Genomic DNA, 25,826 nt, shown 5'->3' with positions numbered 1-25,826 from the left:
GATGCCCCGGGGCCGGCGGGCCGGACACGTGGTCGCACAGGTCGACACGGGCCGGGCGGAGATCCTGCCGGATCCGGACCGGCAGCGGTCGTTCACGCTGCTGCTGGACGGCGCCGCGCAGTCGCACGTCGACCTGGACGATCCGACCCACCTGGAGTTCGAGTACGTCCGGCGGTTGGCCGCCGTCGTCGACCTGCTGGCCCCGGCCGGCCGGCCGCTGCGGGTGCTGCACCTGGGCGGTGGGGCGTTGACCCTGCCCCGGTACGTCGCCGCCACCCGTCCCGGGTCCGGCCAGCGGGTCGCCGAGGTGGACGGCGCGCTGGTGGAGCTGGTCCGCCGGGAGTTGCCCTGGCGTCCCGACCCGCGGTTGCGGGTCCGGGTGGCCGACGCCCGGGACGCCGTGACCGCGACCCGGGACGCGGCGTACGACGTGGTGGTGGGCGACGTCTTCGCCGGCGCCCGGACGCCGGCCCACCTGTCCGGTGTGGAGTTCGTCGCCGAGGTGGCCCGGGTGCTCCGCCCGGACGGCAGCTATCTGGTCAACATCGCCGACGGGCCGCCGCTGCGCTACGCCCGGGGACAGGTGGCCACCGTACGGTCGGTGCTGCCCCGAGCCTGCCTGATCGCGGACGCCGCCGTGCTGCGCGGCCGGCGGTACGGCAATCTGGTGCTGGTCGCCGGCCGCACCGAGCCGCCGGTGGCCGAACTCACCCGGCGGGTGGCCGGCGACTGGTTCCCGGGCCGGGTGGTGCCGCCTGCCGAGTTGGACCGGTTCGTCGGCGGCGCCCGGGTGGTCCGCGCCGACACGGCCCGACCATCCACGCCACCACCTGCCGGAACTTTCGACGTCGGCCGTTGATCCGAACCGCTCCGCCATCCGTACCTTGGTGCGGCGCCTGGTAGCGGGCTCCAGGTGACCGGTTTCAGGGAAAGTGGGGCCGTGATGCATGCGTTAGCCCTCGGTTGGCAACGCGACAGCGTCAAGATGTACGCGACTTCTCAACACAAGTCGATCAACGAGTGGAAGGCTCTCGACGGGCGGCCCGCGGGCGGCCATGATGGGCCGGTGATGCCACGATCGGCTACCGGCCGACACCATGCCGGACCCGCCGAGGCGAACCATTCCGAGGATCTGGTCCGACGGCTCTACGACGAGCACGCGGGACCGCTGCTGATGTTCGTGCTGCGCCTGGTCGGTGGGGACCGGCAGCGCGCCGAGGACATCGTGCAGGAGACTCTGCTGCGTGCGTGGCGCAACGCGCACCGGCTCGGTGCCCAGGGACAGACCTCGTTGCGGCCATGGTTGGTGACCGTGGCCCGCCGGATCGCCATCGACGACCACCGCAGTGAACAGGCCCGTCCGGCGGAGACCTACGATCGGGACCTGGAGGCGTTCGCCCAGGCGGACGACACCGAACGGGTGCTGCGCACGATGACCGTCACCGACGCGTTACGGACGTTGAGCCACCCGCACCGGGAGATCCTGATCGCGACATACTTCAGAGGACGGACCGTACCGGAGGCCGCGGAGGAGTTGGGGCTGCCGTTGGGCACCGCCAAGTCCCGGGTCTACTACGCGCTGCGCGCGCTACGGTCGGCACTGCAGGAACGGGGGGTGACAGAATGAGCCGGTCCGATCACTGGGACGTGGCGGCGTACGCGCTGGGCGTGCTCGACCAGCCCGACATCGAACGGTTCGAGGAGCACCTGGCCACCTGCTGGGTCTGCGCGTCCGAACTGGAGTCGATGCTGCCGGTCGTCGACCTGCTGGCCGACGTCGACCCGAACGTGCTGCCGACGGTGGAGCAGTCCACCTCGGAGGGTGTCGTGCTGGACCGGATGATCGCCACGGTCGCCCGCGACCGCAAGCGCACCCGGCGTAACCAGTTCCTCAGCCTCGCCGCCGGGGTGGTGCTGCTGGTCATGCTGACCGTCGGCGCGCTGTTCGCCGGCGGCCAGTGGATGGGCAAGCAGCCGGACGTGCTCGCCGAGCCGCCGCCCACCCGGACCGGGCCGACGCCGACCGTGCCGATCCCGACCGGCACCCAGGGGGCGGAGCCGGGCATCGGTGGTCCGGACGCGCCGGAGGGTGAGAAGGCCGCGGCCACCGACGACAGCACCGGCGTACACGCCGAGCTGGCCCTGGTCGCCAAGCCGTACGGCACCGAGGTGAACTTCGCGCTCACCCGGCTGCCCGGCCCGCGTACCTGTCGACTGGTGGTGTTGCGCAAGAGCGGCACGTCCGAGGTGGTGTCCACCTGGACGGTGCCGGTGGTCGGCTACGGGACGGCGAGTCAGCCGCAGCCGTTGACGCTGCAGGCGACGACGTCCGCCCCGCGCGCGGACATCGCCTCGGTGCAGGTGCAGTCGGTGGACAAGGGAGTCGGGACGCCACTGGTCACCGTACGGCTGTAGAAACGCGCCGAGACCAGGCGGAACGGGTCTGGTGGAATGCCTCGACCGGGCATTCCACCAGGCCCGTCGCGCTTTTCCGAGGCGTACGCCGTAACCCCCGCACGCAGCGGCGGACGATCGGGTTCAGAAATTTCCTGTGAAGTTGTGCACTTTCGATTGGCAATCCGACCGGGGGCTTCTCCCGTACTTATCAATGACCACCCAGACAGAGGAGGGCACGTGGCACTGATAAAGCGAACCGTCATCGCCGCCAGCGCGCTGGCCGCGCTCACGGCCTGCGCCCCCGCGGGCTACAGCCAGAACGGTTCGAACGACACCCAGCCGGTGGCGAACGCAGCCGCGGAACCAAGCGGCGAGGCGACTCCCGACGGTGCCGCGCCGCCCGCAGACGCCCCGGCCGCTTCGGATGCGCCGGCACCGCCCAAGGACGTCAAGCTGACCACCCAACTGGTGAGCAAGAAGCTGCCCCGGATGGGGCAGGTGGTCACGGACGAGAAGGGTTGGATCCTCTACCGCTTCGACAAGGACTCCGCCAAGCCGCCCACGTCGAACTGCGTGGACACCTGCGCGAAGGTCTGGCCGCCGGCGTTGACCGACGGTAACCCGCAGATCCGGGGCGTGGCCGACGACAAGGTCGGCACGGTGAACCGCCCGGACGGCACCCGGCAGCTGACCATCGGCGGCTGGCCCGTCTACCGCTACATCGGCGACAAGGAGCCGGGCCAGTGGAAGGGCCAGGGCGTCGGCGGAACCTGGTTCGTGGTGGCGCCGGACGGCAAGAAGAACCTGACCTGCCTGCCGACGGGCACGCCGAAGGCGGTCGCGCCGCCGGCCGACGGTGGTTCCGCCGGAGAGTCGGGCAGCTCCACCTACTGAACCTTTTTCAACCTGAACCGCGCGGTGCGCAAGCCGCGTCTTCGACCTCGGCCGACGCCGGAGCGCAAGGGGAGGTTGAAAAAGGTTCACTGAGCGCAGCGCGACACCACCGACGTGACGGCCGGTCGCCGCCGGGGAGGGCGTGACCGGCCGTCGCCGGCGAGCCGCGGCGGTCCAGCACCGACCGGTGGACGCCGACCGATGTGACGCCGACCCCCCGCCCGGGGTCGGCGTCACATCTCGTTGCGCGGCCGGATCGCGCGCCGAGCCCGGCCGTCGACGGTCCGGAAAACCGCCGATGACGTGGTTGAATCGTTACCGGCAACCGACCGCGCTACCCGAACGTTTTTGTCCGCGAATTGTCGGGCCGGATTCGACGAGAACGAAATTGACCGTGAGTGACGTTGTCGGCGCCCTCCGCAAGAGAGTTCCCGACCAGGTTCTTCGCGAATCCTTGAACCGCCGACATCACCCGTTCGGGGGATGTCGGCGGTTGAACCTCCGATCCATAAGTTCTTTTTAAGCTTGACCTAAGTATTCCGTATCTCCCGGTCCTCTTATTGACTGAGCGCCGAACGGCTCAATAGCGTTTCGCGGGAGACGCCGAACGATGGCGATTTTTCAGGAGGCTGTAAGCATGGTGACGGCACGACGTCGGTCGGCTCGCAGGAGCTGGACCGCCACGTTGGTGACCGGGGTCGCCGGTGTGGTGCTCGGCGGCCTCTTCGGCGTACCGGCCCAGGCCGCGGCGCACGGGCCGACGGACGCGCACGGCGCGGCCGCGGTGGCCGTGCGGGCGCCGGGCGGATCCGGCGTCGGGGTGCCGAACCCGATCACGTACCTGCCCAAGAACATCAACGCCAACGGCCCGCTCAGCGCGGCCGACCGGGACCTGGTCTACAAGGTCAAGCTGGCCGGTTCCTGGGAGGGACCCGCCAGCGACATGGCGATCAAGAAGGGTGCCTCGGAGCGGGTACGCCAGGTGGGCAACGAGATCGGCCCGCAGCACCACCGACTGGACGAGTTCGCCACCGCCGCCGCGGCCAGGCTGGGCGTTCCACTGCCGACCGAACCGAGCGCCGAGCAGAAGGGCTGGCTCGCCGAGATGCAGCGGGCCACCGGACCCGAGTTCGACCGGGTCTACGTGGACCGGTTGCGGGCGGCGCACGGCAAGATCTTCCCGGCCATCGCCACCGTCCGGGCCAGCACCCGCAACGACGTGGTCCGGGAACTCGCGGCGCAGGCCAACTCCTTCGTCCTGACCCACCTGACCCTGCTGGAGAGCACCGGGCTGGTGGACTACGAATCCCTCCCGCAGGCCCCTCCACCGGCACCCGCGCAGGCGGCGGCGATCGCGGCCGACGCGGCCCGCAACGGTTCGCTGCTCACCGGCGCGCAGGCCGGCGGCGGTGTCGGCGGGGTGAGCCCCGTCGTCATCTGGATGGTGTTGGCGGCCGCGCTGATCGCCGGCGCCTACAGCCTGGTCCGTTTGATCCGATCGCGCTGATTTCCCGTACCACCCCTTGAATCGACCGTTCCCTCAGGAAGAGGTGCCCCCCGGTGAACAACACCGCCAAGCGGTCCGCCCGGCCCCGCCGGTCGACCGGCAACCCCCGCAAGAAGCGCATCCTCGCCGTGGTCGCAACGCTGGGCGTGTTCGGTGCTCTGGTCGCCATCACCCAGGTGTCGCTCGCGGGCACCAACGGCAGGCGACACCAGAGCGCGCCGTGCCAGCCAGCGGCGGACGCGCCCGCGCCCACCAACTCCACCGGTGGCGGCCCGCAGAACGGCACCAAGGCGAAGGGGCAGCCGTACAAGGACAACGGCGCCTGGCAGCACCCGGGTGACGGACAGGCGCCGAACGACGGGGCGCTCCGGACCCGCGCCGGCAACTGCACCAACAACAACACCGCCGCCGTGTCGGTGAGTTGCCCGAACGTGGCCGAGAAGATCGGCAACATTCCGGCGGCCGCCCGGGCCGGCGTGGACGCCGAGCTGCGCAATCTGGAGTCCCAGATCACCAACGTGAACAACCGGTTGGCCAAGGAGCCGCAGCTCGTGGACAGCCTGCTGGCGGACCTGGCCGGCAAGCGGGGTGCCGTGATCGACCGGATCAACCTGAACATCACCCGGGTCGGCGGCACGGCTCCGGCCGGCCTGAAGGACCTCGCCACCTGCACCAAGAACAACGCCAACGCCGGTGGAAACAACAACGGCGGGAACAACAACGGCGGGAACAACGGCGGCCTCGATGTGCTGGCCAACAACTGCAACAACAGCAAGCTGCAGGCGCACGACGGCTTCCAGAACGGCAACCGGTGCGTGAGCACGGCGTTCGGTGAGGTCGGCGCCGCCGCGAAGAACCCGTCGCTGCTGATCAGCCAGGCGCCCCGCCAGGTGCGGACCAACCAGCAGTTCACCCTCCGGGTCAGCACCCGCAACCTGATCCGGGACCGGTTCCTGGGCGCCGCCGCGGGTGGCTACTACAAGGAGAGCTCGCTGCTGAACGACCAGGGCCTGACCCGGGGTCACTTCCACACCGCGTGCCGGATGCTGAACGGCAACCAGGCGCAGGCCTCGGACCCGGTGCCGGCGTTCTTCGTGGCGACCGAGGACGGCAAGGGCGGCGCGCAGCCGGACGAGGTGACCATCACCATCCCGGGCCTGCCGCAGCAGGGCGAGGCCCAGTGCGCGGTCTGGGCCGGTGACGGTTCGCACCGGATTCCGATGATGGAGCGGGCCAACCAGATCCCCGCGTTCGACGTGGTCCGGATCACCGTACGGTAATCGGCCGCCGCAGGAGGCCCGCCCTCCTTGTCGCGATGACGGCACCGGGACGCTCACGTCCCGGTGCCGTCGCCGGGTGCGGACCGGTCAGCCACCCCTCGGGGGTGGGTGACCGGTCCGCACCCGGCATGGCACAGTGTGCCGGTGAGCGGTACCACGACCACCCGGACGCTGCGCCCACCGGCGGGTTACCACCTGGCCGGCACGGTGGCGACGCTGGCGATGGGCCGGCACGACCCGTGCGCCCGGTTCGTCGACGACACGTTCTGGTGGGCCACCCGCACCCCGGCCGGACCGGCGACGCTGGCGCTGCGCCACGTCGGCGACGATGTGTTGGCCACCGGCCACGGCCCCGGGGCGGACTGGGTGCTGGAGCGGGCCGACGCGGTCGCCGGACTCCGCGACGATCTGACCGGGTTCGCCGAGCTGGCCGCCGGGCATCCGGTGGTGGCGCGGCTCACCGAGGCGCACCACGGCCTGCGGATGCCGGCCACCGGGCAGATCTTCCCCCGGCTGCTACGGGCGATCCTCGAACAGAAGGTCACCGGCACGGAGGCGTACCGGGGATACGCGGCCACCGTCCGGCGGTTCGGCACGCCGGCGCCCGGACCGGTACGGGCCCTGTGGGTGCCGCCCGAACCCGCCGAGCTGGCGGCCGCGCCGTACTGGGTGTTCCACCCGTTCGGCGTCGAGCAGCGCCGGGCCGACACGGTACGCCGGGCCGCCGCGCTCGCCGACCGGCTGGAACGCTGCGCCGACGCGGTCGAGGCGACCCGCCGGTTGACCGCGATCCCCGGCATCGGGCCGTGGACGGCGGCCGAGGTGGTCCGGATCGCGTTCGGCGACCCGGACGTGGTCAGCGTCGGGGACTACCACATCCCGAACACCGTGGCTTGGGCGCTGGCCGGCGAGGCGCGGGCCGACGACGCCCGGATGCTCGCCCTGCTGGAACCGTTCCGCGGTCATCGCGGCCGGGTCTGCGGCCTGCTGGCGGCCGCCGGCCTGCACGCGCCGCGATTCGGTCCGCGGACGCCGATCCGCTCGTTCGCCCGCTTCTAGGGCGCCGGCGCACGGGCGACCCGGCGCGGTGCCGGGCCATCAGGCGCGAGTCAGCCGCCGCGACGCCGTGCCGGCCGCCGGTGGGTGGGTCATGCCGGTTCCGGACGCTCGCACCGACGCTTCAGCCCGTCGGCCTCGAAGTCGAGGTAGCGGCGCATCGACATTCCGGAGGGTAGTGCCCCGGTTCAGCCGCCCGCCAGCACGTCCGCGAGGTTGAACCGGACCGGTCGTTCGAGCTGCTCGTACGTGCACGAGCGCGGCGTACGGTCGGGGCGCCAGCGTTCGAACTGGGTGGTGTGCCGGAACCGGACCCCCTCCATGTAGTCGTAGCGGACCTCGACCACGCGTTCCGGGCGCAGCGGGACGAAGCTCAGGTCCTTGCCGTGGCTCCAGCGGCTCTGCTCGTTGCGGCGCGGGGTGCGCTCACCCTGCTCGTGGGCGGCGTCGTTCCACGGGTGCCCGTCCAGGGTGGTGACCAGCGGCTGCAACTCGGTGAACAACTCCGCGCGCCGGGCCATCGAGAAGGCGCCCACCACGCCCACCGAGACCAGCGTGCCGCGCTCGTCGTAGAGGCCGAGCAGGAGCGAGCCGACCCGGTCGTCGCCGGACTTGTGCACCCGGTATCCGGCCAGCACGCAGTCCGCGGTGCGCTTGTGCTTGACCTTGGTCATGACCCGCTTGTCCGGCTGGTAGGTCAGCGCCGGGTCCTTGGCGATCAGGCCGTCCAGGCCGGCGCCCTCGAACTCGGCGAACCAGCGCCGGGCGGTGTCCTCGTCCCGGGTCAGCGGCGTGAGGTGCACCGGGGGCTTGGCGTCGGCCAGGGCGCGTTCGAGGATCTCCCGGCGCTCGGCGAAGGGCCGCCCGGTCAGGTCGTCGGCGCCGAGGGCCAGCAGGTCGAAGGCGACGAAGCTGGCCGGGGTCTGCTCGGCCAGCAGCCGTACCCGGCTGGCCGCCGGGTGGATCCGCTGCTGGAGCGCCTCGAAGTCGAGGGTGTTGCGACCGGTGTCGGCCACGACGATCTCGCCGTCGACCACCGCCCGGTCCGGGAAGTTGGCCAGCACCGCCGCGACGACCTCGGGGAAGTAGCGGGTCATCGGCTTCTCGTTGCGGCTGCCGATCTCGACCTCGTCGCCGTCCCGGAAGATGATCGAGCGGAAACCGTCCCACTTGGGCTCGTAGCACTGCCCGGTGGGGATCTCCCCCACCGGCTTGGCGAGCATGGGCGCGACGGGCGGCATGACGGGCAACTCCATCCCGCCATCGTCCCCGTCGGCCGGGGCCCGTGTCCACGGATCTTCCGGCGTGGCCGGTCACGATCCGTGGGCAGCGACCCGGGCGGGTGTCCGGGCGGCGTAGCCTGGTCGGGTAGAAGATCACGGAAGGACCCTCGTGAGTCGCTTGTCCCGCCCACCGCTGGCCGCCGTCGCCGCCGCCGTGCTCGTCCTGGCCGGCTGCACCACGCCGTTCGGCGCCAAGACCGGACCGCGCGAACCGGCCGGCGCGGGAAAGCCCGGCGCCGCGCCGAACTGGCGCGACTGCCCGGAGACGGCGAAGGACCTGGTCGGCCGGACACCACCGAACATGCGGTTCGAGTGCGCCACCATCGCCGTACCGCGGGACTGGCAGCCGGGCGCCACCGGCGGCGCCTCCGGTTCCGGGACGGCGCCGGCCACCGGCGCGACGGCGCCCGGACCGGCCGGCACCTTCGAGATCAGCCTGGTCCGGATCCGGTCGACGAAGCAGCACGACCGGATCGGCTCGCTGCTGATCAACCCGGGCGGACCGGGCGGCTCCGGCGTCGACACCGCCGTCTATCTGTCCTTCGGTACCGCGTTCGGCGGGTTGCCGGACGCGGTCACCCAGCGTTTCGACATCGTCGGGTTCGACCCGCGCGGGGTGAAGCGGTCCAGCCCGGTCAAGTGCCTGTCGGACGCCGAACTGGACGCCAACTTCGGTTACGAACCGGACCCGGAGCCGGGCGCCGAGTTCGACGGCCTGGTGGCGCTGGACAAGAAGATCGGCGCGGCCTGCGGCGCCAAGTACCCCGACCAGTTGGGGTTGTTCTCCACCGAGCAGGCGGCCCGGGACATCGACGCGATCCGGTCCGCCGTCGGCGACCAGAAGCTGACCTACCTCGGCTACTCGTACGGCACCCTGCTCGGCGCGACCTACGCGCAGCTGTTTCCCCGCAACGTCCGGGCGATGGTGCTCGACGGGGCGGTGGACCCGAAGCAGGACGCGGTGGCCGGCTCGGAGAGCCAGGCGAAGGGCTTCGAAAAGGCCTTCGACAACTTCGGCCGGTGGTGCGCGAGGACGCCGGCCAAGTGCCCGATCGCGCCGGACGCCCGGGCCGCGGTCACCGACGTGCTGAACAAGGCCCGGGTCTCCCCGGTCCGCGGGTCCGGCGGCCGCGAGGCCACCGCCGGGTGGATCTTCTACGCGATCGTGTCGTCGCTGTACACCGAGTCCGGTTGGGAGCAGTTGGCCGGCGCCGTCGAGCAGTTGGAGGGGGGCAACCCGACCGGGGTGTTCAAGCTCGCCGACCAGTACGCCGAGCGCGACCCGAACGGGCACTACTCCAACCAGTTCGACGCGAACCTGGCGGTCAACTGCGCCGACCAGCGGGAACGGCCGAGCCCGGAGCAGGCCCGCGAGCTGCAGACGAAGTGGCGGGCGAAGTACCCGCTGTTCGGGCCGCCGCTCGCGGTCGGCCTGCTCAGCTGCACGTACTGGCCGGGCAAGCCGGATCCGTACCCGACCGGCAAGGCGGTCGGCGCGCCGCCGATCCTGGTGGTCGGCACCACCGGCGACCCGGCCACCCCGTACGAGCAGACCCAGCGGCTGGCCGACATGCTCGGCGTCGGCACGGTGCTGACCTGGGAGGGCGAGGGGCACACCGCCTATCCGCAGACCGTCTGCATCGCCGACGCGGTCGACGCGTACCTGGTCGACCTGACGGTGCCGCCGGCCGGCAAGCGGTGCCCCGGCCGCTGACCCGGGCCGGATATGATCGCTTGATGATCTTCCGCGAGGCCGTTCGGGCCGACCTGCCGGCCATCGTTGCCCTGCTCGCCGACGACGTGCTGGGCAAGGGCCGGGACTTCACCGAGGTGGACGAGGCGTACGAGCGGGCCTTCCGGGCCATCACCGACGACCCGCGCAACCACGAGATCGTCGCCGACGACGACGGCGAGGTGGTGGGCTGCATGCAGCTCACCTACATCCCGGGCCTGGGCCGGCACGGCGCGGAACGGGCGCTGATCGAGGCGGTCCGGGTCCGGGCCGACCGGCGTGGCGCCGGCCTGGGGCGGGACATGATGGAGTGGGCGATCGACCAGGCCAGGCGGCGCGGCTGCGCGATGGTGCAGCTGACCACCGACAAGTCCCGCACCGACGCGCACCGCTTCTACGCCCGACTCGGCTTCGTCGCCACCCACGAGGGCATGAAGCTCCAGCTCTGATCCCGACCACGCCGGCCCACCCGCGCGCCCGCACCCCGCCCGGGTGGGGGTCAGTCGTCGACCAGGTGGCCGTCGCGGAGGGTGATGGTGCGGTCGGCCAGGTCGATCAGGGCCGGGTCGTGGGTGGCCACCAGGGCGGTCATCTGCCGGGCGTGCACCACCGCCCGGATCAGGTCCATGATGGACCGCCCGGTCTGCGAGTCCAGCTGGCCGGTCGGCTCGTCGGCGATCAGCAGTTGCGGCTCGTTCGCCAACGCCCGGGCCACCGCCACCCGCTGCTGCTGGCCGCCGGACAACTCGTACGGCCGCTGGGCCGCCTGCCCGCCCAGGCCGACCAGTTCCAGCAGCACCGCCACCCGCTCCTCGCGTTCGGCCGCCGGCACCCGGGCCAGCCGCAGCGGCACACCGACGTTCTCGGCCGCCGACAGGATCGGCACCAGCCCGAAGGTCTGGAAGATGAACGCGATGGTGCCGCGCCGCAGGTCGAGCAGTTCGCGCTCGTCGGCGGCGGTGACGTCGTGCCCGGCCACGGTGACCCGGCCCGAGGTCGGCCGGTCCAGCCCGCCGACCAGATTCAGCAGCGTGGTCTTGCCGGCGCCGGAACGACCCCGGACGGCCACCAGCTCACCCCGGCGGGCGGTGAAGGACACCTCCCGTACGGCGGGCACGGCCCGTTCGCCGGTGCCGAAGACGCGGCTGACCGCCTCGACCCGCACCAACTCCTCGGTGTCGAGCGGGGTGGTCCGCTCGACGGTCGGACTACTCACCGGACGCCTCCTGGCCGGGTCGGACTTCGACATGGTCGGGTTCGAGGTTCAGTCGTACCCGGTCGCGCAGCGAGAGCGCGTCGACGAACGCGGCCGGCAACTGCATCCGGCCGGACCGGTCCAGCACCGCGTACTCCTCGCTCACCGTCTCGGTGCTGCCGTCCGAGGCGGTCCGGGCGGTCCGGCGTACCTCGGAGGCGGTCCGGCCGTCGCGGATCGCCACGGTACGGCGGACCTGGTCGGCCACGGCGTGGTCGTGGGTGACCACGACGACGGTGACGCCCAGCTCGGCGTTGATGGTGCGCAGCGCGCCGAACACCTCGGCGGCGGTGGACTCGTCCAGCTCGCCGGTCGGCTCGTCGGCGAACAGCACCTCGGGGTCGTTGGCCACCGCCACCGCCACCGCGCAGCGCTGCTGCTCGCCGCCGCTGAGCTGGGCCGGCCGCCGGTCGGCGCAGTAACCGACGCCGACCAGGTCCAACAGCTCCCGGGCCCGGTCCCGGGCCAGCCGGCCCCGGCGCCGGCCGGCCAACCGCATCGGCAGCTCGACGTTCTCCAGCGCGGTCAGGTACGGCAGCAGGTTGCGGCCGGTCTGCTGCCAGACGAAGCCGACCACCCGCCGCCGGTAGTTCAGCCGGTCCCGCGCCGACATGCCGAGCAGATCCTGCCCGGCCACCCGGGCCACCCCGGCGGTCGGGGTGTCCAGGCCGGAGAGGATGTTCAGCAGGGTCGACTTGCCGGAGCCCGAGGCGCCGACGATGGCCAGCAGCTCGCCCCGGTCCACCGACAGCTCCAGCCCTTGCAGGGCGAACACCTCGACCCCTTCGGTCTTGAAGATCCGCACCAGCCCTTCGCAGACGATGTGTCCGCGCAGCCGGTCGGTCCCGCCGGCCCGTTCGGCCGCGCGGGCCGCCGCGCGGCGTTGCAGCGCCGCGAGGTCCGGCACCGGGGCCGGGTCCGTCGTGGTCGTCACCTCAGATCTCCTCTCCGAGCCGGAGCACCTCACCGAGGCGCAGCCGGCGGTTGACGATGGCCTCGACCGCGATGGCGACGGCCAGCGCGACGGCACCCAGGGCCAGCGCGCCACCGAACACGGTGACGTCGAACCGGACCAGCACCGGTACGCCGGCGGTGAACGTGTCCAATCCCAGCACCGGGGTGAGCAGCAGCGGGCTCAGCACCCCGGTGACCGCGCCGGTGAGCATGGCGACCCCGATCAGCGGCGCCAACTCGACCAGCAGCAGTCCCCGCCACTGCGGCCGGGACAGCCCCATGGTGCGCAGCCGGGACAGCACCCGGCCGCGGGTCTGCGCCCCGGCGAGCACCGCGAACGCGATGGCCAGCAGGCCGAGCACCGCACCACCGGCCACTCCCAGCACGATGCCGAACAGCAGCACCCCGTTGGCGCCGCCGGAGTCCAGGTCGGCGTGCGCGGTCGCCCGGCTGGTGAGCACCGGCGGGCGGGTTGTCGGCAGGGCCGTCACCAGACCCTCGGTGAACCAGCGGGTCTGCCCCCGCTCGCCGGTCTCGCGCAACGCCACCGGATCGGCTCCGGACGCGGAGAGCAGGAAACCGGTCGGGGTCAACGGGGTGGCCGGAGCGGCCCGCAACGCCTGCCAGGGCAGCACGACGAACCGGTCGGTCCCGGCCGGGACGGTGGGGAACGACGACACCACCCGGTCGGTCCGGAAGGCGTACCGGCCGCCTTGGGCGGTGACCACTCCCCCGCCGGCCAGGTCGGCGGCGACCGCCGGGGAGACCAGCGCCGGCACCGGATCGACGCCGGGCGTGGCCGTACGCAGCGGGTCCGGCAGGTCGATCCGGGTACCGGAGAGCTCGGCCACCCGGGTCAGCGCCGGCGCGTCCACCAGCAACAGGTAGGTCGACATGGTGTTGCGCATCTCGGTGCTGCTCCGCACCAGTTCGGTGGCGGGCACCGCCAGCAGCGGCGCGACCGCCCGTACGCCGGGTTGGCCGGCCAGCTCGTCGGCGGTGTCGGCGGCGAAATGGTCGCCGATGAGCAGCAGGTCGGCCGGCACCGCCAGGTCGGCGGCCCGGTCGCGGCTGTCGGTGACGCCGCTGGCCACCACGGCGCAGAAACCCGCGGTGGCGACCGCCATGACGACCACGATCAGCGGACCGGTCACCGCGGACCGGCCGGCCCGGGCCAGGCCGAGGAATCCGACGACACCGCGGCTGCGGCCGGCGAGCCGGCCCGCCAGGCGCAGCGGCAGCGGGTAGCCGCGCAGCACCAGGATCGCGGCGCCGGCGGCGAGCAGCACCGGCACGGCGGCCAGCAGCGGGTCGATCCCGCCGCCGGGCGGCAGCCCGCGCCGGCGCAGCAGGACCGTGCCGAGTACGGCGACCGCCAGCAGCGCCACCTCGACGGTGAGCCGGCGGGCGGACCGGAACCGGCCGGTCAGGTCGGCGCGGGCCGCCACCGACGAGCGGACCACCACGGCCGTCACCGGCAGCGCCAGCGTGATCAGCAGCGCGGCGGCCACGACCAGCCAGCCGGTGTCGGCACCGCGGCCGGGCACGGTCAGGCCGGCCAGCCAGCCGACCGCCGCGGCCGGCGGGATCACCAGCAGCGATTCGAGCAGGGCGCGCCACCCGACGTCGACGACCGCGCCGCCGCGCGCCCGGATCAGGGCGAACTCGGCCGCCCGACGGCGCACCGCCAGCCCGGCCGCCAGGATCACCAGCCCGCCCAGGGTGGCCAGTACGCCGGTCGAGACGACCGACAGGACCGTCAGCGCGGCGTGGTACCGGTCCAGGAAGACAGCCAGCGGCGTGGCCAGGCCCTGGTTGAACTGCACCTCCCGGTGCGCCTGTTGCTGGACCTGGCGCAGGGCGTCCAGCACCGGGGTGGCGTTGTCCGCGGTCAACCGGTCGGCCGCGATCCGGTACCGCCAGCTGAAGCTCACCGGCCAGTGCGCCTCGGCCAGCGAGTCCAGGCCGGCCTGGTTGGTCAACGCGACGGCGGTGGCCACCGAGGATTCGGACTGCGGGGAGCCCGGGGTGATCCGCAGCACCGACGGCAGCGAGTCCCAGACGCCGTTGCCGGGGTCCACCGCGCGGAACGTCCCGACGATCGTCACCCGTCGCGAGGGCAGGCTCGATCCGTTGGGCTTGACGTTCATCAGCATGCCGGTGCGTACTCCGGCCGACGTCGCCACGTCGGCGGCCACGGCCACCTCGATCGAGCCGTCCGGCGCACCCTGGTCGGACGGCCACCGGCCGTCGACCATGGTGACCGCCTCCCGGGTCTCGGTGCTCGCCCGCAGCACCAGGTCCAGCGGCGGGTTCGCGGGCCGACCGGCACCGGTGGCGCGGCCCGTGCCGGTCTGCGCCGCGTACCAGCCGTCCCCGATCACGTCGCGCACCGCCGACGGCATCGCGTCCAGCAGCCCGTCGAGGTGCTGGGGCCGGACCACCCAGGGGAAGCCGGGGACCTGGGTCGGCGTCTCCTCGTAGCTGAGGTCCCGGACCGCCGGTGGCTGGGCGGCGATCTGGCCGCGCAGGCCGCGGTCGGCCGACCCGAAGGCCAGCCGGGGCGCGGCGGACAGCAGCAGCGCGGCCACCAGGGCCAGCAGGCCGAGCAGGGCGAACTGGCCGGCGAAGGCCCGGATCCGGCGCACCGCGCCGCTCATCGCGCTCATTGGTCCCCGCCCATGCGCAGCTGGGCCACGGCGACCCGTTGTCGGATGGTGGTCGCCACCAGGCCGCCGAGGATCAGCGCCACCAGCAGCAACCCGGCCGCGATCCCGCCGACCGGTAGCCAGGGCAGTTCGAAGTCCGGCGCCGGCACCGGCCGGTCCGCCGACGGGGTGAGGATCACCAACGGCGCCATGGTGGCGCCGACCCCGGCGCCCACCAGCAGGCCGACCAGCACCCCGAGGCCGGCCAGGAACGCCTGCTCGGCCAGCAGCGCCCGGGCCAGCAGCCGGGGCGACGCGCCGAGGGTGTGCAGCACGGCCAGCTCACCGACCCGCCGCCGGGCCGTGGCCCAGACGTCCACCCCGAGGCCGACCAGGGCCAGCAGCACCGCTCCGGCGGTGGCGGCGAAGAGCCCGGTCCGGGCCCCCAGCCAGTACGGGTCCCGGGCGGCCGCCGCGGCGACCGCCCGCCGGTCGAGCACCGTCACCCCGGACAGCCGGGTCGCGGCGTCCGCCGCCTCGGCGTGCCGGTCCGGATCGGTGGCCAGCCACCACTGGTTCACCGGTCGGACCGTGCCGGTGTCCCGCAGCACCTGCTCGGCGGCCGGGGGCAGGTCCAGCAACACCGCCGCGGGCGTGTCGTCGCTACCCGGCACCGAGGCCAACTCGCCGACCAGTCTGACCTCGATCGCCACGCCGGACAGTTGCAGTCGCGTGGTGTCGCCGACGTGCGCGCCGAGCGCGGCCAGCACCTGCGGGGTGGCCACCGCCGGTACCGGCTCGGTCGAGGCCTTGCGCAGGGCGGTGAACCGGCCGGTGGCCGGCGCGTACCCGAAGTAGGTGACCGGCAGCATCGGCGGCAGCGAGAAGCTGGCCCGCAGCACCCCGCCGGTGACCTCGGAGGTCGGATCCGCCGGCCGCTGGTCGTACCGGTCCTCCTGCGCGACGGCGGCCCGCGCCGTCCACGCGTCGGTGGAGCCGAGGTCGACCGGCTCGCCCGCGCCGTCGGCCCGCGTCGCCGTCAGGTCGGCCAGCTCGATCTGGTACGTCATCGGGCTCCCCGACGCCGGGTTGGACTCGCCGCCGTCGACCTCGACGCCGATCAGCCGCAGCCGACGCCCGGCGGTGTCCGGCAGGTCGACGGCGAACCGCCGGGCGACACCGTCGTTGCCGGTGGTGGCCAGCGGAACCCGCAGGACGTGCCCGTCGGGCCGGTCCAGCAGCGCGGTCGTGGTGACCGGCCGGGGCCCGTTGGCGCCGCTCACCGGGGTACGGACCGAACCGGTGAGCCGGCGAACGCCCGCCGGCAGTTCCACGCCGGCCGGAGCGGGGCGGGCGGCCACCATCCGGTCCAGCAGTGCACGGGGCGGTCCGTCGGTCAGCCGGGGATCGATTCGCAGGACGTCGGCCCCGGCCGCGGCGTCGACCGCGAGCACGCCGACCTCCAGGTTGTCGGTGCCGAGCCGGATGTCGTCCCGCCAGCCGGGCAGCACGGTCCGGACCCCGGGCAGCGCGGCGAGCTGGGTGGCCCGGTCCGGTGGCGTGGCGGTGTCCCGCAGGCGCAGGTCGGCGCCGACCTGGTGGTTGGCCTGGTCCACGTGCGACCGTTCCCAGCTGGCCACCAGCGACCAGGCCAGCGAGCCGGCGCCGACGGCCAGCGCGAGCAGCAGCACCGGTCCGGCGTGCGGGCGCCGGCCGGCCTGCCACATCCCGAACATGGTGGCGGTCCAGGGCTTGCGGTCGACGAACCGCTCGACGAACCGGGTGGCCGGCGGCAGCACCCGCAGCGCGATCACCGCGCCGGCCAGTACGCCCAGGGTTGGCGCCGCGGCCAGCAGCGGGTCGATGCCGAGCGCGCCGTTGGCACCGGACAGCGGCGAGGAGTACTGGCGCAGCTGGGTCCAGGCGAGCACGGCCAGCCCGACCAGCACCACGTCGACGCTGGCCCGCTGGGCCGCCGCCCACCGGTTCGGCCGGGACCGGGCGGCCAGGTCGGCCACGTAGGTGCCGCCGCGGCGCAGCGCCGGTCCGAGCAGGGCCAGCAGGCAACCGAGTGCGGTGGCGCCGGCCACCAGCCAGCCGAGCCCGGATCCGCTGCCCGCGTCGTCGTCCACCAGCCGCAGCGCCTGACCGGCCAGCAGCGGGGCCAGCGCCACGCTGGGCACGACGACCAGGGCGGCCTCCCGGGCGGCCAGGCCGGCGATCTGCGCCCGGGCCGCCCCCCGGGCCCGCAGCAGCGCGGTCTGTGCCCGGCGGTCCTCGTTGAGCAGCGCCGCGACCAGCACCAGCGCGTACCCGCCGAGGACGATGACCAGCAGGATCGGGGTGAGCAGCGCCGACCGGCCGACCAGGTCGGCGCGGATCATCCGGTCGGTCAACCGGTCGATGCCCGAGACGACAGTGGCCGAACTGCCCAGGCCGGCCGCCTCCGGCAACTGCGCCGCCGCGTCCGCGGCGGCCTGCCGCACCGGGCCCAGTCGGGACGAGTCGGCGGCGGACAGGTCCGGCGTGACCAGCCAGGCCGCCGAGGTTCCGGTGCCGGCGAAGGTACGGCTGAAGTCGGCCCCGGCCAACACGAACGGCCCGTACGAGGTGGTGCTTCCGCCGACGGCACCGACGCCCGGGGCCAGCCGCCAGTACGGCTCGTCGACGTCCCGGGGGCGCCAGATGCCGGTGACCTCGACCTCGCCGTCGCGTCGGGCGGCCCGGTCCCGCATCGGGATCCGGTCCCCGACGGCGACCTTCAGCATGGTGGCGACCTTCTCCGGCAGGGTGACCCGCAGCGGGCTGCCGCCCGGGGTGGCCCAGGCGCCGTCGACCAGGTCGGCGTACGCCGGCAGGTCCGCCAGGCTGGTCATCTCGGCGAACACGCCGTCCGTACCGGCCGGGACGGAACCGAGGTCGCCGGTCAACTGCCGGCCGGTGCCGTACCGGGCGACCGAGGTGGTGGCCGGTACGCCGCCCAGCCCGGCGGCGAACCGGTCCCGGACCGCCCGGTCCCGGCCGGCGAAGTCCGCCTCGGTACGCCCGGCCGAACCACTGACCAGCAGGCTGCGCTCCTCGGGCGGGGCCGAGGACACGAAGGCCCGCTGGCCGGCCGCGACCGCCTGCCGGTTGTACAGGGCCAGGCCGGTCACCAGGCCGGTGGCCACCAGGGTGGCGACCGCGGCGGCGAGCAGCAGGCCCCGCGCCTGTCGCGCCCTTCTCAGGACCAGCCTCATGACCTACCTCTCCCTGCCCCGGTCGGGACGAACGCTCAAGGAAACCCGGACCGGGCGGAGAAAGGTTGCCACCCGTTACTTGATCGTTACCAGCGGGGGTCCGGCGGTCGGCGGGTCGGGTCGGCCCGACCCGCCGACCGCGTCAGGAGACCTTCACGAACGACCGGGCCGGTTGCCCGGCGTCCGGCGCGGTCGACCACCGGAACCGGAAACCCAGCTCGCCCCGCACCGTCGTCAGCGACAGTTCCAGCTGATCGCCGGTGACCCGCTGGACGGTGGGCGGCCGGACCGACTCCACCCGGCGGTTCTCCAGCAGTTGCACGACCAGGCTGCCGGCGCGGTCGTACATGGCGTAGGCGGCCACCATCGGCAGTCGGCCGTCGATCTCGACGGCGACCGTGACGAACCGGACCGGACCCGCCCCGGGCACCGTGCCGGAGCTGTCCAGCAGCAGCCGGGCGGTGCCGGCCGAGCATTCGGTGCTGGTCGGCCCGTCGATGATCGGCCCGACGGCCGAGCCGGGGACGTCGCCCACCCCGTCGCGCAGCCGCACCGAGTCCGACGGGTAGCAGGCGATCTGGTCGGTGGAGGGTTCCAGCCCGGTGAGGTCGTAGACCCAGTCGCGCGGGGCGGCGTCCGCGACGGTCAGCCGCTTCGGCAGCGCGGTCGGGCCGGCGACCTGACCGAGCCGGCCCGCGGTCCAGCCGAACTCGCGACGCTGGGCGTACGGGACGGACCCCACCAGCCGTTGCAGGTCGAGCACCAGTCGCCCGTCCGCGAAGCTGACGACGGTGCCGGTGAGCCGGCCGAACGGCTCGGTGGTCAGGTAGGCCAGGCCGCGCAGGCCGCCGCCCGGCCGCGCGGTCACCGCCAGCAGGGCGGAACCGACCACGATGTCCTCCCGGGCGGCCGGCTGGCAGAAGACGCGGACCACCCGCACCTCGTCGGGCAGGCCGGCCAGGCGGCCGGTGAGCGGCTGGTCGCGGGGCACGCCGACCTTGCCGAACCCGTCGGAGACGCCGTACCGCAGGCCACCGGCGGTGGCGGTGCCGCCGGCGAACCGGACCTCGCCGGCGGCCGGGCACCGGTCCGCCGGGGGCGGGTCCGTCGGCCAGGCCGGCAGGTCGACCAGCACGTTCCGCAGGTCGGTACGAGCCAGCGCGCTGTCCGACGGCGTGAACGACGGCGACGGGGCGGCGGTGGCCGACGGGCGGGCACCCGGGGTGGCGTCCTGCGGTCGGCCGCGCAGCAGGCCCTGACCGGCCACCCCGGCGACGACCAGCACCGCGGTCACCGCGCCCGCCGTACCCAGGGTCGCCAGCCGCCGGCGGCGGCGCCGGCCGGTCCGTTCGACGTCGGCCACCGGCGGCGCGGCGAACTGCGGCACGGCCGCCGAGGCGTACGCGTCGAAGCGGCCGCCGAGTTCGTCCCGGTCCGGGTCGGGCGACAGGTCAGACATGGCGGTTCACTCCCTCGGTAGGGCCGGTACGGGCGTGCTCCGGTTCGTCGTCGCGCAGCCGGTCGGCGAGCGTGGCGCGACCCCGGCTGAGCCAGGACAGCACGGTGTTCTTCGGCACCCGCAGCTCGGCCGCGATGGCCGCCACCGGCTGGTCGGCCAGGTAGTGCAGCACCAGCACCAGGCGCTGCCGCTCGGGCAGGGTACGCAGCGCGTCGACCAGCGCCACGTGGTCGGGCCCGAGCAGCACCGGGGCCGCCCGGGGCCCGTGCCGGTGCAGCGCCCGGGCGCCGGCCTGGATCCGCCGCCACCGGCTGTTGGCCAGGTTCACCGCGACCCGGCGGACCCAGGACAGCGGATCGTCGTACGCGCTGACCCGGCGCCAGCGCTGCCAGGTGCGCAGCAGCGCCTCCTGGGCGATGTCCTCGGCCTCGGCCGGGTCGCCCAGGTAGGCGTAGAGCTGGCCGCACAGCCGGCCGTAGCTGGCCTGGTAGAAGGCGGCGAAGGTGTCCGGGGTGAGCGGCCGCCGGGCGATGCCGGGCGGTCCGGTCGCGCTGTCGAGCGGGTCACCGCTCGGGCTCGGGTCTTCGGGCATCGGTGCTCCTGACGTCGTCGTCCGGACGGGGACGTCATGGACCACGCACGAGGACGCCGGGAGATTGCGGGGTACGGGGGTTGGTCCTACCCGGTGTCGCGGCCCTTGCGGTCGCGGTCCTTGGACGGCTGCACCCGCTTCGGCTCGCCGGGCATCTTGGGATGGTCGGGCGGGTACGGCAGGTCGCCACCGGCGCCGGCCCGGTCGTCCCGGTCGGCCCATTCCAGCAGCGGCGTGATGTCCCAGGGGGCGTCGTCGATCCCGGCGTGCGGGTCGCCGAGCTCGGCCAGCCGGGCCGGGACGGTACGCAGGTCGAAGTCGTCCGGTTCCACGTCCGGCAACTCGTCCCAGGTGACCGGGGTGGAGACGGTGGCCCGGCCGTTGGCCCGCAGCGAGTAGGCGCAGGCGATGGTCCGGTCCCGGGCCATCTGGTTGTAGTCGACGAAGACGTGCCGGCCGCGTTCCTCCTTCCACCAGGCGGTGGTGACCAGGTCGGGGCGGCGCCGCTCCAGCTCGCGGGCCAGGGCGATCGCCGACCGGCGCACCTCGGTGAACGTCCAGTTCGGGTGGATCCGCACGTAGACGTGCACGCCCCGACCGCCGGAGGTCTTCGGCCAGCCGGTCGCGCCCAGTTCGTCCAGCAGGGTCCGTACCTCGCCGGCCGCCGCCACCGCGTCGTGGAAGTCGGTGCCCGGCTGCGGGTCCAGGTCGATCCGCAGCTCGTCGGGGCGGTCGACGTCGCCGCCGCGGACCGGCCAGGGGTGGAAGACGATGGTGCCCATCTGGGCGGCCCAGGCCACGTGCGCCAGGTCCGCCGGGCAGAGTTCGTCGGCGGTCCGGCCGCTCGGAAACTTGATCTCCGCGGTCCTGATCCACGGCGGTACGCCCCGGGCCGGCACCCGCTTCTGGAAGAACGCCTCGCCCTCGATCCCCTCCGGGAACCGTTGCAGGGTGGTGGGCCGGTCGCGCAGCGCCCGGAAGATGCCGTCCCCGACCGCCAGGTAGTAGTCGAAGACGTCCTTCTTGGTGAAGCCGCGACCGGGGAAGATGACCCGGTCCGGGCTGCTCAGTCGTACGGCGTGTCCGGCCACCTCGACCTCGACGGCGCCGGCCTTCGTGCTGCCACCCATCCCGCGACCCTATTGCACCGGGCCCCGGCCCGGTGTCCTACTCGTGCACGCTCCAGTCCCGGTGGGTCTCCCAGAGCTGCCGGATCATGAACAGCTTCTGCTCGAACCGGGGATCGCGGCCGAGCAGCTCGCCGTCGAACGGCGCCCGCATCCGCAGCGCCGCGTCGCCGTCGAGATAGATCATCACGACGGTACGGCGGCGACGGCGCTCGGCGCGGACGTCGACGACCTGGCGCCACGGGGCGAAGCCGTCCGGCCCGCGGCGGACGTGCACGCCCATCTCGTCGATCACCGCGCTGCGGTGCCAGCGGGCGAACCCGGTCAGCGCGGCCCCCGCCGCCAGCGGCACGGCGACCGCCAGCCAGGCGAGCGGGGACGGTGGATGCTGCCGGAACGTCGTCCCGGCGACCGCGTCCACCGGGCCCGGCAGCAGCCACAGCACGCCGAGCACCGACAGCGAACCGACCGCCGCGCCGACCCCCGGGCCGAGCCCGCGGATCAGCGCCTGTCCCCAGGTCAGCCGGTAGCTGGCCAGCACCGCGGTGTGGTGTTTGCCGAGATACTCACCCTCCGGCCGGGTGGCCGCCCGCATGTCCTGTCAACGACGCCGTCGCCGATTGGTAATCATCGTCATGCCGGTCGGCGCCGCCGACAACGGATCCGGCTCGGCCTGCCGACAACGGATCCGGCTCGGCCTGCCGACAACGGGCCGGCGGTCGGCGCTGCCGACGTAGGCTGGGCGGGTGGCTGACGAGACGAACGACCTGCCCCGCACCGAGGACGAGTGGCGGGTACGGCTGAGTCCGGAGGAGTTCCGGGTGCTCCGCGAGGCCGGCACCGAGCGCCCGTTCACCGGCGAGTACGTGGACACGAAGACGCCCGGTACGTACCGCTGCCGGGCCTGCGGGGCCGAACTGTTCAGCAGCGACACCAAATTCCAATCCCACTGCGGGTGGCCCTCGTTCGACGACGCGATCCCGGGCGCGGTCCGCGAGATCGAGGACCGCAGCCTGGGCATGGCCCGCACCGAGATCCGCTGCGCCCGGTGCGACAGCCACCTCGGGCACGTCTTCCACGGCGAGGGCTTCACTCCGAAGGACACCCGGCACTGCGTCAACTCGGTCTCCCTGCGGCTGGACCCGCGCGAGGCCGGCTGACCGCGCTGGTCTGCCGGCTTTGACCACCAATGGCGTCATTTCCGGCATTTCGGTTGTCCCGTCCCCCCGATGCCGGCAAGCTGGCAACAGGAATCGGTGATCGGGGGGATTGTGATGGCGACCTGTGAGGTCTGCGGTAACGACTACTGGATGGCGTTCGAGGTGCACACCGTCGGCGGCCAGACGCACGTCTTCGACTCGTTCGAGTGCGCGATCCACAAGCTCGCCCCGATTTGCGAGCACTGCCAGTGCCGGATCGTCGGGCACGGTGTCGAGGTGTCCGGGCGCTTCTTCTGCTGCGCGCACTGCGCCCGCTCCGCCGACAGCGAGCAGGGCGCCGCGGTCCGGGACGCGGTCGGCGCCCGCCCCGCCTGAGATGCCGTCCGGCACCGGGCCCAGCTACCGGGTCCTGCGCCGCAAGGCGCCCTGGTCGGCCGTCCGGTGGGAGCCGCCCGACGGATCTTCCCGACCCGGGCGGCCCTACCATCGCGGGATGCCGCCACCCCCGCCGCTGGACCTGCACGTCGCGTCGTTCGCCGAGCTGGACACCCGTACGCTGCACGACCTGATCCGGCTCCGGATCGACGTGTTCGTGGTCGAGCAGGCGTGCGCGTACCCGGAACTCGACGGTCGGGACCTGGAACCGGGCACCCGGCACGTGTGGCTGGCCCGGGCCGGTGAGCCGGTCGGCTACCTGCGCATCCTGACCGATCCACCCGGTGCCGGAGACGCCGGCGCCGCCGGCTTCGGGGACGGGGACCCGGGTGTGGCGCGGATCGGGCGGGTGGTGGTCGCCAGCGCGGCGCGCGGCGCGGGACTGGCCGACCGGTTGCTGACCGAGGCGCTGACCCTGGTCGGCGACCGGACGGTGGTGCTCGACGCGCAGTCGCACCTGGTCGACCTCTATGCCCGGTACGGCTTCGTCGTCACCGGCGCCGAGTACCTCGACGACGGCATCCCGCACCGTCCCATGCGCCGCGACCCCCGGCCACCGGCCCGGTAGCGACGGCGCGCGCCGCCGGGTCGGCGGGCTGGGGAAACTCAGTGTCGTCCCAGCAGCACCGGGTTTCCCCAGCCCCCGACCGGAACCGCGAGGCGGCGGTCGGGATGCCGCCGGGGCGGGTCAGCGGGTCACGGCAGGGCGTTGATCAGTTCGGCGACCGAGCGGCGGCGGCCGGTGTAGAAGGGGACCTCCTCGCGGACGTGCCGGCGTGCCCCGGAGGCGCGCAGGTCGCGCATCAGGTCGACGATCCGGTGCAGCTCGTCGGCCTCGAACGCGAGCATCCACTCGTAGTCGCCGAGCGCGAACGAGGCCACCGTGTTGGCCCGCACGTCCGGGTAGCCACGGGCCAGCCGGCCGTGTTCGGCCAGCATCTCCCGGCGTTCGGCGTCCGGCAGCAGGTACCACTCGTAGGACCGGACGAACGGGTAGACGCACAGGTAGTCGCGGGCCTGCTCGCCGGCCAGGAAGGCCGGGATGTGGCTCTTGTTGAACTCGGCCGGCCGGTGCAGCGCCAACTGCGACCAGACCGGCGCGAGGTTGCGGCCGAACTGGGTCCGGCGCAGCCGCCCGTACGCCTCCTGCAGCGCGTCGCTGGACGACGAGTGCCACCAGATCATGATGTCCGCGTCGGCCCGCAGCCCGGACACGTCGTACGTGCCGCGCACCGTGACGTCCTTGCCGGACAGCTCCTCGAACAGCGACTCGACCTCGGCGGCGATGCCGTCGCGCAGCGCGGGCAGCCCGTTGCACGCCCGGAACACCGACCACATGGTGTACCGGATCGTGTCGTTCAGCTCGCGCAGCCGCGCGGCGTTGGTCTGCTCCGTCATGCCCCGGATCCTCCCAGACTCTCGATGATCTCTTCGGCGGCCGTCTCGCCGGACCGGACACAGGCCGGGATGCCGACCCCGTCGTAGCCGGCGCCGGCCAGGGCCAGCGTCGGGTGCGCGGCCCGCAGCGCGGCCCGCACCGCGGCCACCCGGTCCAGGTGACCGGGTGGGTACTGCGGCAGCGCGCCGCCCCAGCGCTGCACGTGACCGGCCAGCGGGGCGGGCAGCCGCGCGCCGAGCAGGCCGGACAACTCCCGGTGCACGGTCTCGGTCAGCTCCTCGTCGGGGCGCTGCAGCAGGTGCTCCTCGCCGTACCGGCCGACCGAGGCGCGGACCAGCGCCACGCCGTCGTCCCGGCGCAGGTGACCCCACTTGGTGGTGAAGAAGGTCGACGCCTTGACCAGGGTGCCCGCCTCGGCCGGCACCAGGAAACCGGAGAGCGCCGGCAGGGCGGGCGCCGGCAGGGCGAGGGTGACCAGCGCGACGCTGGCGTAGTCGAGCGCGCCGACCCGGTCGGCCACACCGGCGTGCACGCCGGCGAGCAGCCGGGCCGCCGGGCGGGCCGGCACCGCCAGCAGCACGGCGTCGACCTCGACCAGTTCCGGATCCCGGGTCGGGCCGACCACCAGCCGCCAGCCGGTCGGGGTGGGCGCGATCTCGCGTACCGTCGCGCCGAGCCGGACCGTCGCGCCGCTGGCCCGGGCCGCGGCCTCGACCAGCCGGGTCATCCCGCCGGCCGGGGTGGCGAACACGGGCGCGCCGGGGGTCCGCGGCGCGGCGGCGGCCTGCGCGGCCCGGACCGCGCCGGTCAGCGTGTGTTCGACGCGGGCCGCGCGGTGCAGCGCCGGCATGGTCGCGGCCAGCGAGAGCCGGTCGGCCCGCCCGGCGTAGACGCCGCCGAGCATCGGGTCGACCAGCCGGTCGACGACCTGGTCGCCGAACCGCCGCCGGACCAGCGCGCCGACCGCCACGTCCTCGTCCGGGCCGAGCAACGGCCGGCCGCCGTCGGTGTCCCGGTCGCGCGCAGGCGTGGCCACCGTCGCCACCCGGTCCAGATCCCCGGGTACGCCCACCAGCGTCCCGCCGGGGATCGGCCGGAGCCCGCCGGCCACCGCTATCGCGGCCTGGCCGGTGCTCGGGTGCGCCAGGGCGTCGCCGAGCCCGACCCGACGGGCCAGCCCGACGGCCGCGGAGTCGCCGCCGGACGGGTCGCGGACCAGGAACGACTCGGCGCCGAACTCCACCGGGGAGCCGGCCACCTCGCCGGTGCGCAGCTTGCCGCCGAGCGCACCGGACTGCTCGTAGACGGTGACCGAGGTGCCGGCCGGCGCCCGGTCGGCCAGCCGGACGGCGGCGGCCAGGCCGGCGATGCCCCCACCCAGTACGGCGATCCGCGCTCCGGTCCGCATG

23 protein-coding genes are annotated in these 25,826 nt (G+C 73.9%); 12 read left to right on the top strand and 11 right to left on the bottom strand.

Annotated features, from left to right (window positions below):
- Position 1 precedes the first annotated feature (1 nt).
- The 7 genes from ACFOX0_RS05320 to ACFOX0_RS05290 all read left to right on the top strand — a co-directional run bounded on the left by ACFOX0_RS05320 (position 2) and on the right by ACFOX0_RS05290 (position 7,137).
- Entirely contained in the window at positions 2 to 859 is an 858-nt protein-coding gene (locus ACFOX0_RS05320; RefSeq protein ID WP_377542399.1) for a spermidine synthase, read from the top strand.
- 210 nt (positions 860 to 1,069) lie between these two features.
- Complete coding sequence (locus tag ACFOX0_RS05315) at positions 1,070 to 1,627, top strand: sigma-70 family RNA polymerase sigma factor (protein ID WP_377542398.1); 558 nt, start codon at positions 1,070 to 1,072, stop codon at positions 1,625 to 1,627.
- A complete protein-coding gene (locus ACFOX0_RS05310) occupies positions 1,624 to 2,415 on the top strand; it encodes an RNA polymerase subunit sigma (protein ID WP_377542397.1) in 792 nt (263 codons plus the stop codon). The genes ACFOX0_RS05315 and ACFOX0_RS05310 overlap by 4 nt, the downstream gene beginning before the upstream one ends.
- Before the next feature lie 219 nt (positions 2,416 to 2,634).
- The gene (locus tag ACFOX0_RS05305; RefSeq protein WP_377542395.1) at positions 2,635 to 3,291 is read left to right on the top strand and encodes a hypothetical protein; all 657 of its coding nucleotides are present in this window, start codon (positions 2,635 to 2,637) and stop codon (positions 3,289 to 3,291) included.
- A gap of 637 nt (positions 3,292 to 3,928) precedes the next feature.
- On the top strand, positions 3,929 to 4,798 hold the full coding sequence (locus ACFOX0_RS05300; protein WP_377542394.1) for a DUF4142 domain-containing protein: 870 nt from the start codon (positions 3,929 to 3,931) through the stop codon (positions 4,796 to 4,798).
- A 53-nt stretch (positions 4,799 to 4,851) separates the two neighbouring features.
- Positions 4,852 to 6,078 carry a hypothetical protein gene (locus tag ACFOX0_RS05295; RefSeq protein ID WP_377542393.1) on the top strand — a complete coding sequence of 409 codons (1,227 nt, stop codon included), beginning with the start codon at positions 4,852 to 4,854 and terminating at the stop codon, positions 6,076 to 6,078.
- Between the two features lie 144 nt (positions 6,079 to 6,222).
- The gene (locus tag ACFOX0_RS05290; RefSeq protein ID WP_377542392.1) at positions 6,223 to 7,137 is read left to right on the top strand and encodes a DNA-3-methyladenine glycosylase family protein; all 915 of its coding nucleotides are present in this window, start codon (positions 6,223 to 6,225) and stop codon (positions 7,135 to 7,137) included.
- 185 nt (positions 7,138 to 7,322) lie between these two features.
- On the opposite strand, the gene ACFOX0_RS05285 is transcribed toward ACFOX0_RS05290, so the two are convergent.
- Positions 7,323 to 8,390 carry an ATP-dependent DNA ligase gene (locus ACFOX0_RS05285; RefSeq protein ID WP_377542390.1) on the bottom strand — a complete coding sequence of 356 codons (1,068 nt, stop codon included), beginning with the start codon at positions 8,388 to 8,390 and terminating at the stop codon, positions 7,323 to 7,325.
- Positions 8,391 to 8,526: 136 nt separating this feature from the next.
- Here ACFOX0_RS05285 and ACFOX0_RS05280 point away from each other — a divergent pair, with 136 nt between their 5' ends.
- Together ACFOX0_RS05280 and ACFOX0_RS05275 are read left to right on the top strand one after the other, a co-directional pair.
- Positions 8,527 to 10,131 carry an alpha/beta hydrolase gene (locus ACFOX0_RS05280; protein WP_377542389.1) on the top strand — a complete coding sequence of 535 codons (1,605 nt, stop codon included), beginning with the start codon at positions 8,527 to 8,529 and terminating at the stop codon, positions 10,129 to 10,131.
- Between the two features lie 23 nt (positions 10,132 to 10,154).
- Complete coding sequence (locus ACFOX0_RS05275; RefSeq protein WP_377542388.1) at positions 10,155 to 10,598, top strand: GNAT family N-acetyltransferase; 444 nt, start codon at positions 10,155 to 10,157, stop codon at positions 10,596 to 10,598.
- A gap of 50 nt (positions 10,599 to 10,648) precedes the next feature.
- On the opposite strand, the gene ACFOX0_RS05270 is transcribed toward ACFOX0_RS05275, so the two are convergent.
- The 8 genes from ACFOX0_RS05270 to ACFOX0_RS05235 form a co-directional block, all read right to left on the bottom strand.
- Complete coding sequence (locus tag ACFOX0_RS05270; RefSeq protein WP_377542386.1) at positions 10,649 to 11,365, bottom strand: ABC transporter ATP-binding protein; 717 nt, start codon at positions 11,363 to 11,365, stop codon at positions 10,649 to 10,651.
- A complete protein-coding gene (locus ACFOX0_RS05265; RefSeq protein ID WP_377542385.1) occupies positions 11,358 to 12,338 on the bottom strand; it encodes an ATP-binding cassette domain-containing protein in 981 nt (326 codons plus the stop codon). The genes ACFOX0_RS05270 and ACFOX0_RS05265 overlap by 8 nt, the downstream gene beginning before the upstream one ends.
- A 1-nt stretch (position 12,339) precedes the next feature.
- On the bottom strand, positions 12,340 to 15,027 hold the full coding sequence (locus ACFOX0_RS05260) for a hypothetical protein (protein ID WP_377542384.1): 2,688 nt from the start codon (positions 15,025 to 15,027) through the stop codon (positions 12,340 to 12,342).
- Entirely contained in the window at positions 15,024 to 18,245 is a 3,222-nt protein-coding gene (locus ACFOX0_RS05255) for an FtsX-like permease family protein (RefSeq protein ID WP_377542383.1), read from the bottom strand. Before ACFOX0_RS05255 ends, ACFOX0_RS05260 begins: the two co-directional genes overlap by 4 nt.
- A gap of 142 nt (positions 18,246 to 18,387) precedes the next feature.
- On the bottom strand, positions 18,388 to 19,704 hold the full coding sequence (locus ACFOX0_RS05250) for a hypothetical protein (protein WP_377542381.1): 1,317 nt from the start codon (positions 19,702 to 19,704) through the stop codon (positions 18,388 to 18,390).
- Entirely contained in the window at positions 19,697 to 20,296 is a 600-nt protein-coding gene (locus tag ACFOX0_RS05245) for a SigE family RNA polymerase sigma factor (RefSeq protein WP_377542379.1), read from the bottom strand. Before ACFOX0_RS05245 ends, ACFOX0_RS05250 begins: the two co-directional genes overlap by 8 nt.
- 86 nt (positions 20,297 to 20,382) lie before the next feature.
- A complete protein-coding gene (ligD, locus tag ACFOX0_RS05240; protein WP_377542378.1) occupies positions 20,383 to 21,426 on the bottom strand; it encodes a non-homologous end-joining DNA ligase in 1,044 nt (347 codons plus the stop codon).
- A gap of 37 nt (positions 21,427 to 21,463) precedes the next feature.
- Positions 21,464 to 22,018: a hypothetical protein gene (locus ACFOX0_RS05235; RefSeq protein WP_377542376.1), complete on the bottom strand. Its 555-nt coding sequence runs from the start codon at positions 22,016 to 22,018 to the stop codon at positions 21,464 to 21,466.
- A gap of 151 nt (positions 22,019 to 22,169) precedes the next feature.
- Here ACFOX0_RS05235 and msrB point away from each other — a divergent pair, with 151 nt between their 5' ends.
- The 3 genes from msrB to ACFOX0_RS05220 all read left to right on the top strand — a co-directional run bounded on the left by msrB (position 22,170) and on the right by ACFOX0_RS05220 (position 23,586).
- Positions 22,170 to 22,583, top strand: coding sequence for a peptide-methionine (R)-S-oxide reductase MsrB (msrB, locus tag ACFOX0_RS05230; protein ID WP_377542374.1), 414 nt, complete (start codon positions 22,170 to 22,172; stop codon positions 22,581 to 22,583).
- Between the two features lie 114 nt (positions 22,584 to 22,697).
- On the top strand, positions 22,698 to 22,958 hold the full coding sequence (locus tag ACFOX0_RS05225) for a Prokaryotic metallothionein (RefSeq protein ID WP_377542372.1): 261 nt from the start codon (positions 22,698 to 22,700) through the stop codon (positions 22,956 to 22,958).
- A gap of 118 nt (positions 22,959 to 23,076) precedes the next feature.
- On the top strand, positions 23,077 to 23,586 hold the full coding sequence (locus ACFOX0_RS05220) for a GNAT family N-acetyltransferase (protein ID WP_377542370.1): 510 nt from the start codon (positions 23,077 to 23,079) through the stop codon (positions 23,584 to 23,586).
- A 128-nt stretch (positions 23,587 to 23,714) separates the two neighbouring features.
- On the opposite strand, the gene hemQ is transcribed toward ACFOX0_RS05220, so the two are convergent.
- Both hemQ and hemG read right to left on the bottom strand, forming a co-directional pair.
- Positions 23,715 to 24,416: a hydrogen peroxide-dependent heme synthase gene (gene hemQ / locus ACFOX0_RS05215; RefSeq protein ID WP_377542369.1), complete on the bottom strand. Its 702-nt coding sequence runs from the start codon at positions 24,414 to 24,416 to the stop codon at positions 23,715 to 23,717.
- Complete coding sequence (gene hemG / locus ACFOX0_RS05210; protein ID WP_377542368.1) at positions 24,413 to 25,825, bottom strand: protoporphyrinogen oxidase; 1,413 nt, start codon at positions 25,823 to 25,825, stop codon at positions 24,413 to 24,415. The genes hemQ and hemG overlap by 4 nt, the downstream gene beginning before the upstream one ends.
- Position 25,826 lies beyond the last annotated feature (1 nt).

This window comes from Micromonospora zhanjiangensis, assembly GCF_042650605.1.
In the GTDB taxonomy this organism is placed as follows: domain Bacteria; phylum Actinomycetota; class Actinomycetes; order Mycobacteriales; family Micromonosporaceae; genus Micromonospora_J; species Micromonospora_J zhanjiangensis.
This window is presented reverse-complemented; position numbering and strand designations above follow the sequence as displayed.

Excerpts from the sequence above, each read along its gene's own strand:
- ACFOX0_RS05320 (WP_377542399.1), top strand. The coding sequence starts at position 2 with ATGCCCCGGGGCCGGCGGGCCGGACACGTGGTCGCACAGGTCGACACG.
- ACFOX0_RS05315 (WP_377542398.1), top strand. The coding sequence starts at position 1,070 with ATGCCACGATCGGCTACCGGCCGACACCATGCCGGACCCGCCGAGGCG.
- ACFOX0_RS05310 (WP_377542397.1), top strand. The coding sequence starts at position 1,624 with ATGAGCCGGTCCGATCACTGGGACGTGGCGGCGTACGCGCTGGGCGTG.
- ACFOX0_RS05300 (WP_377542394.1), top strand. The coding sequence starts at position 3,929 with ATGGTGACGGCACGACGTCGGTCGGCTCGCAGGAGCTGGACCGCCACG.
- ACFOX0_RS05285 (WP_377542390.1), bottom strand. The coding sequence starts at position 8,390 with ATGGAGTTGCCCGTCATGCCGCCCGTCGCGCCCATGCTCGCCAAGCCG.
- ACFOX0_RS05275 (WP_377542388.1), top strand. The coding sequence starts at position 10,155 with ATGATCTTCCGCGAGGCCGTTCGGGCCGACCTGCCGGCCATCGTTGCC.
- ACFOX0_RS05260 (WP_377542384.1), bottom strand. The coding sequence starts at position 15,027 with ATGAGCGCGATGAGCGGCGCGGTGCGCCGGATCCGGGCCTTCGCCGGC.
- ACFOX0_RS05255 (WP_377542383.1), bottom strand. The coding sequence starts at position 18,245 with ATGAGGCTGGTCCTGAGAAGGGCGCGACAGGCGCGGGGCCTGCTGCTC.
- ACFOX0_RS05250 (WP_377542381.1), bottom strand. The coding sequence starts at position 19,704 with ATGTCTGACCTGTCGCCCGACCCGGACCGGGACGAACTCGGCGGCCGC.
- ACFOX0_RS05245 (WP_377542379.1), bottom strand. The coding sequence starts at position 20,296 with ATGCCCGAAGACCCGAGCCCGAGCGGTGACCCGCTCGACAGCGCGACC.
- ligD (WP_377542378.1), bottom strand. The coding sequence starts at position 21,426 with ATGGGTGGCAGCACGAAGGCCGGCGCCGTCGAGGTCGAGGTGGCCGGA.
- ACFOX0_RS05235 (WP_377542376.1), bottom strand. The coding sequence starts at position 22,018 with ATGCGGGCGGCCACCCGGCCGGAGGGTGAGTATCTCGGCAAACACCAC.
- ACFOX0_RS05225 (WP_377542372.1), top strand. The coding sequence starts at position 22,698 with ATGGCGACCTGTGAGGTCTGCGGTAACGACTACTGGATGGCGTTCGAG.
- ACFOX0_RS05220 (WP_377542370.1), top strand. The coding sequence starts at position 23,077 with ATGCCGCCACCCCCGCCGCTGGACCTGCACGTCGCGTCGTTCGCCGAG.
- hemQ (WP_377542369.1), bottom strand. The coding sequence starts at position 24,416 with ATGACGGAGCAGACCAACGCCGCGCGGCTGCGCGAGCTGAACGACACG.
- hemG (WP_377542368.1), bottom strand. The coding sequence starts at position 25,825 with ATGCGGACCGGAGCGCGGATCGCCGTACTGGGTGGGGGCATCGCCGGC.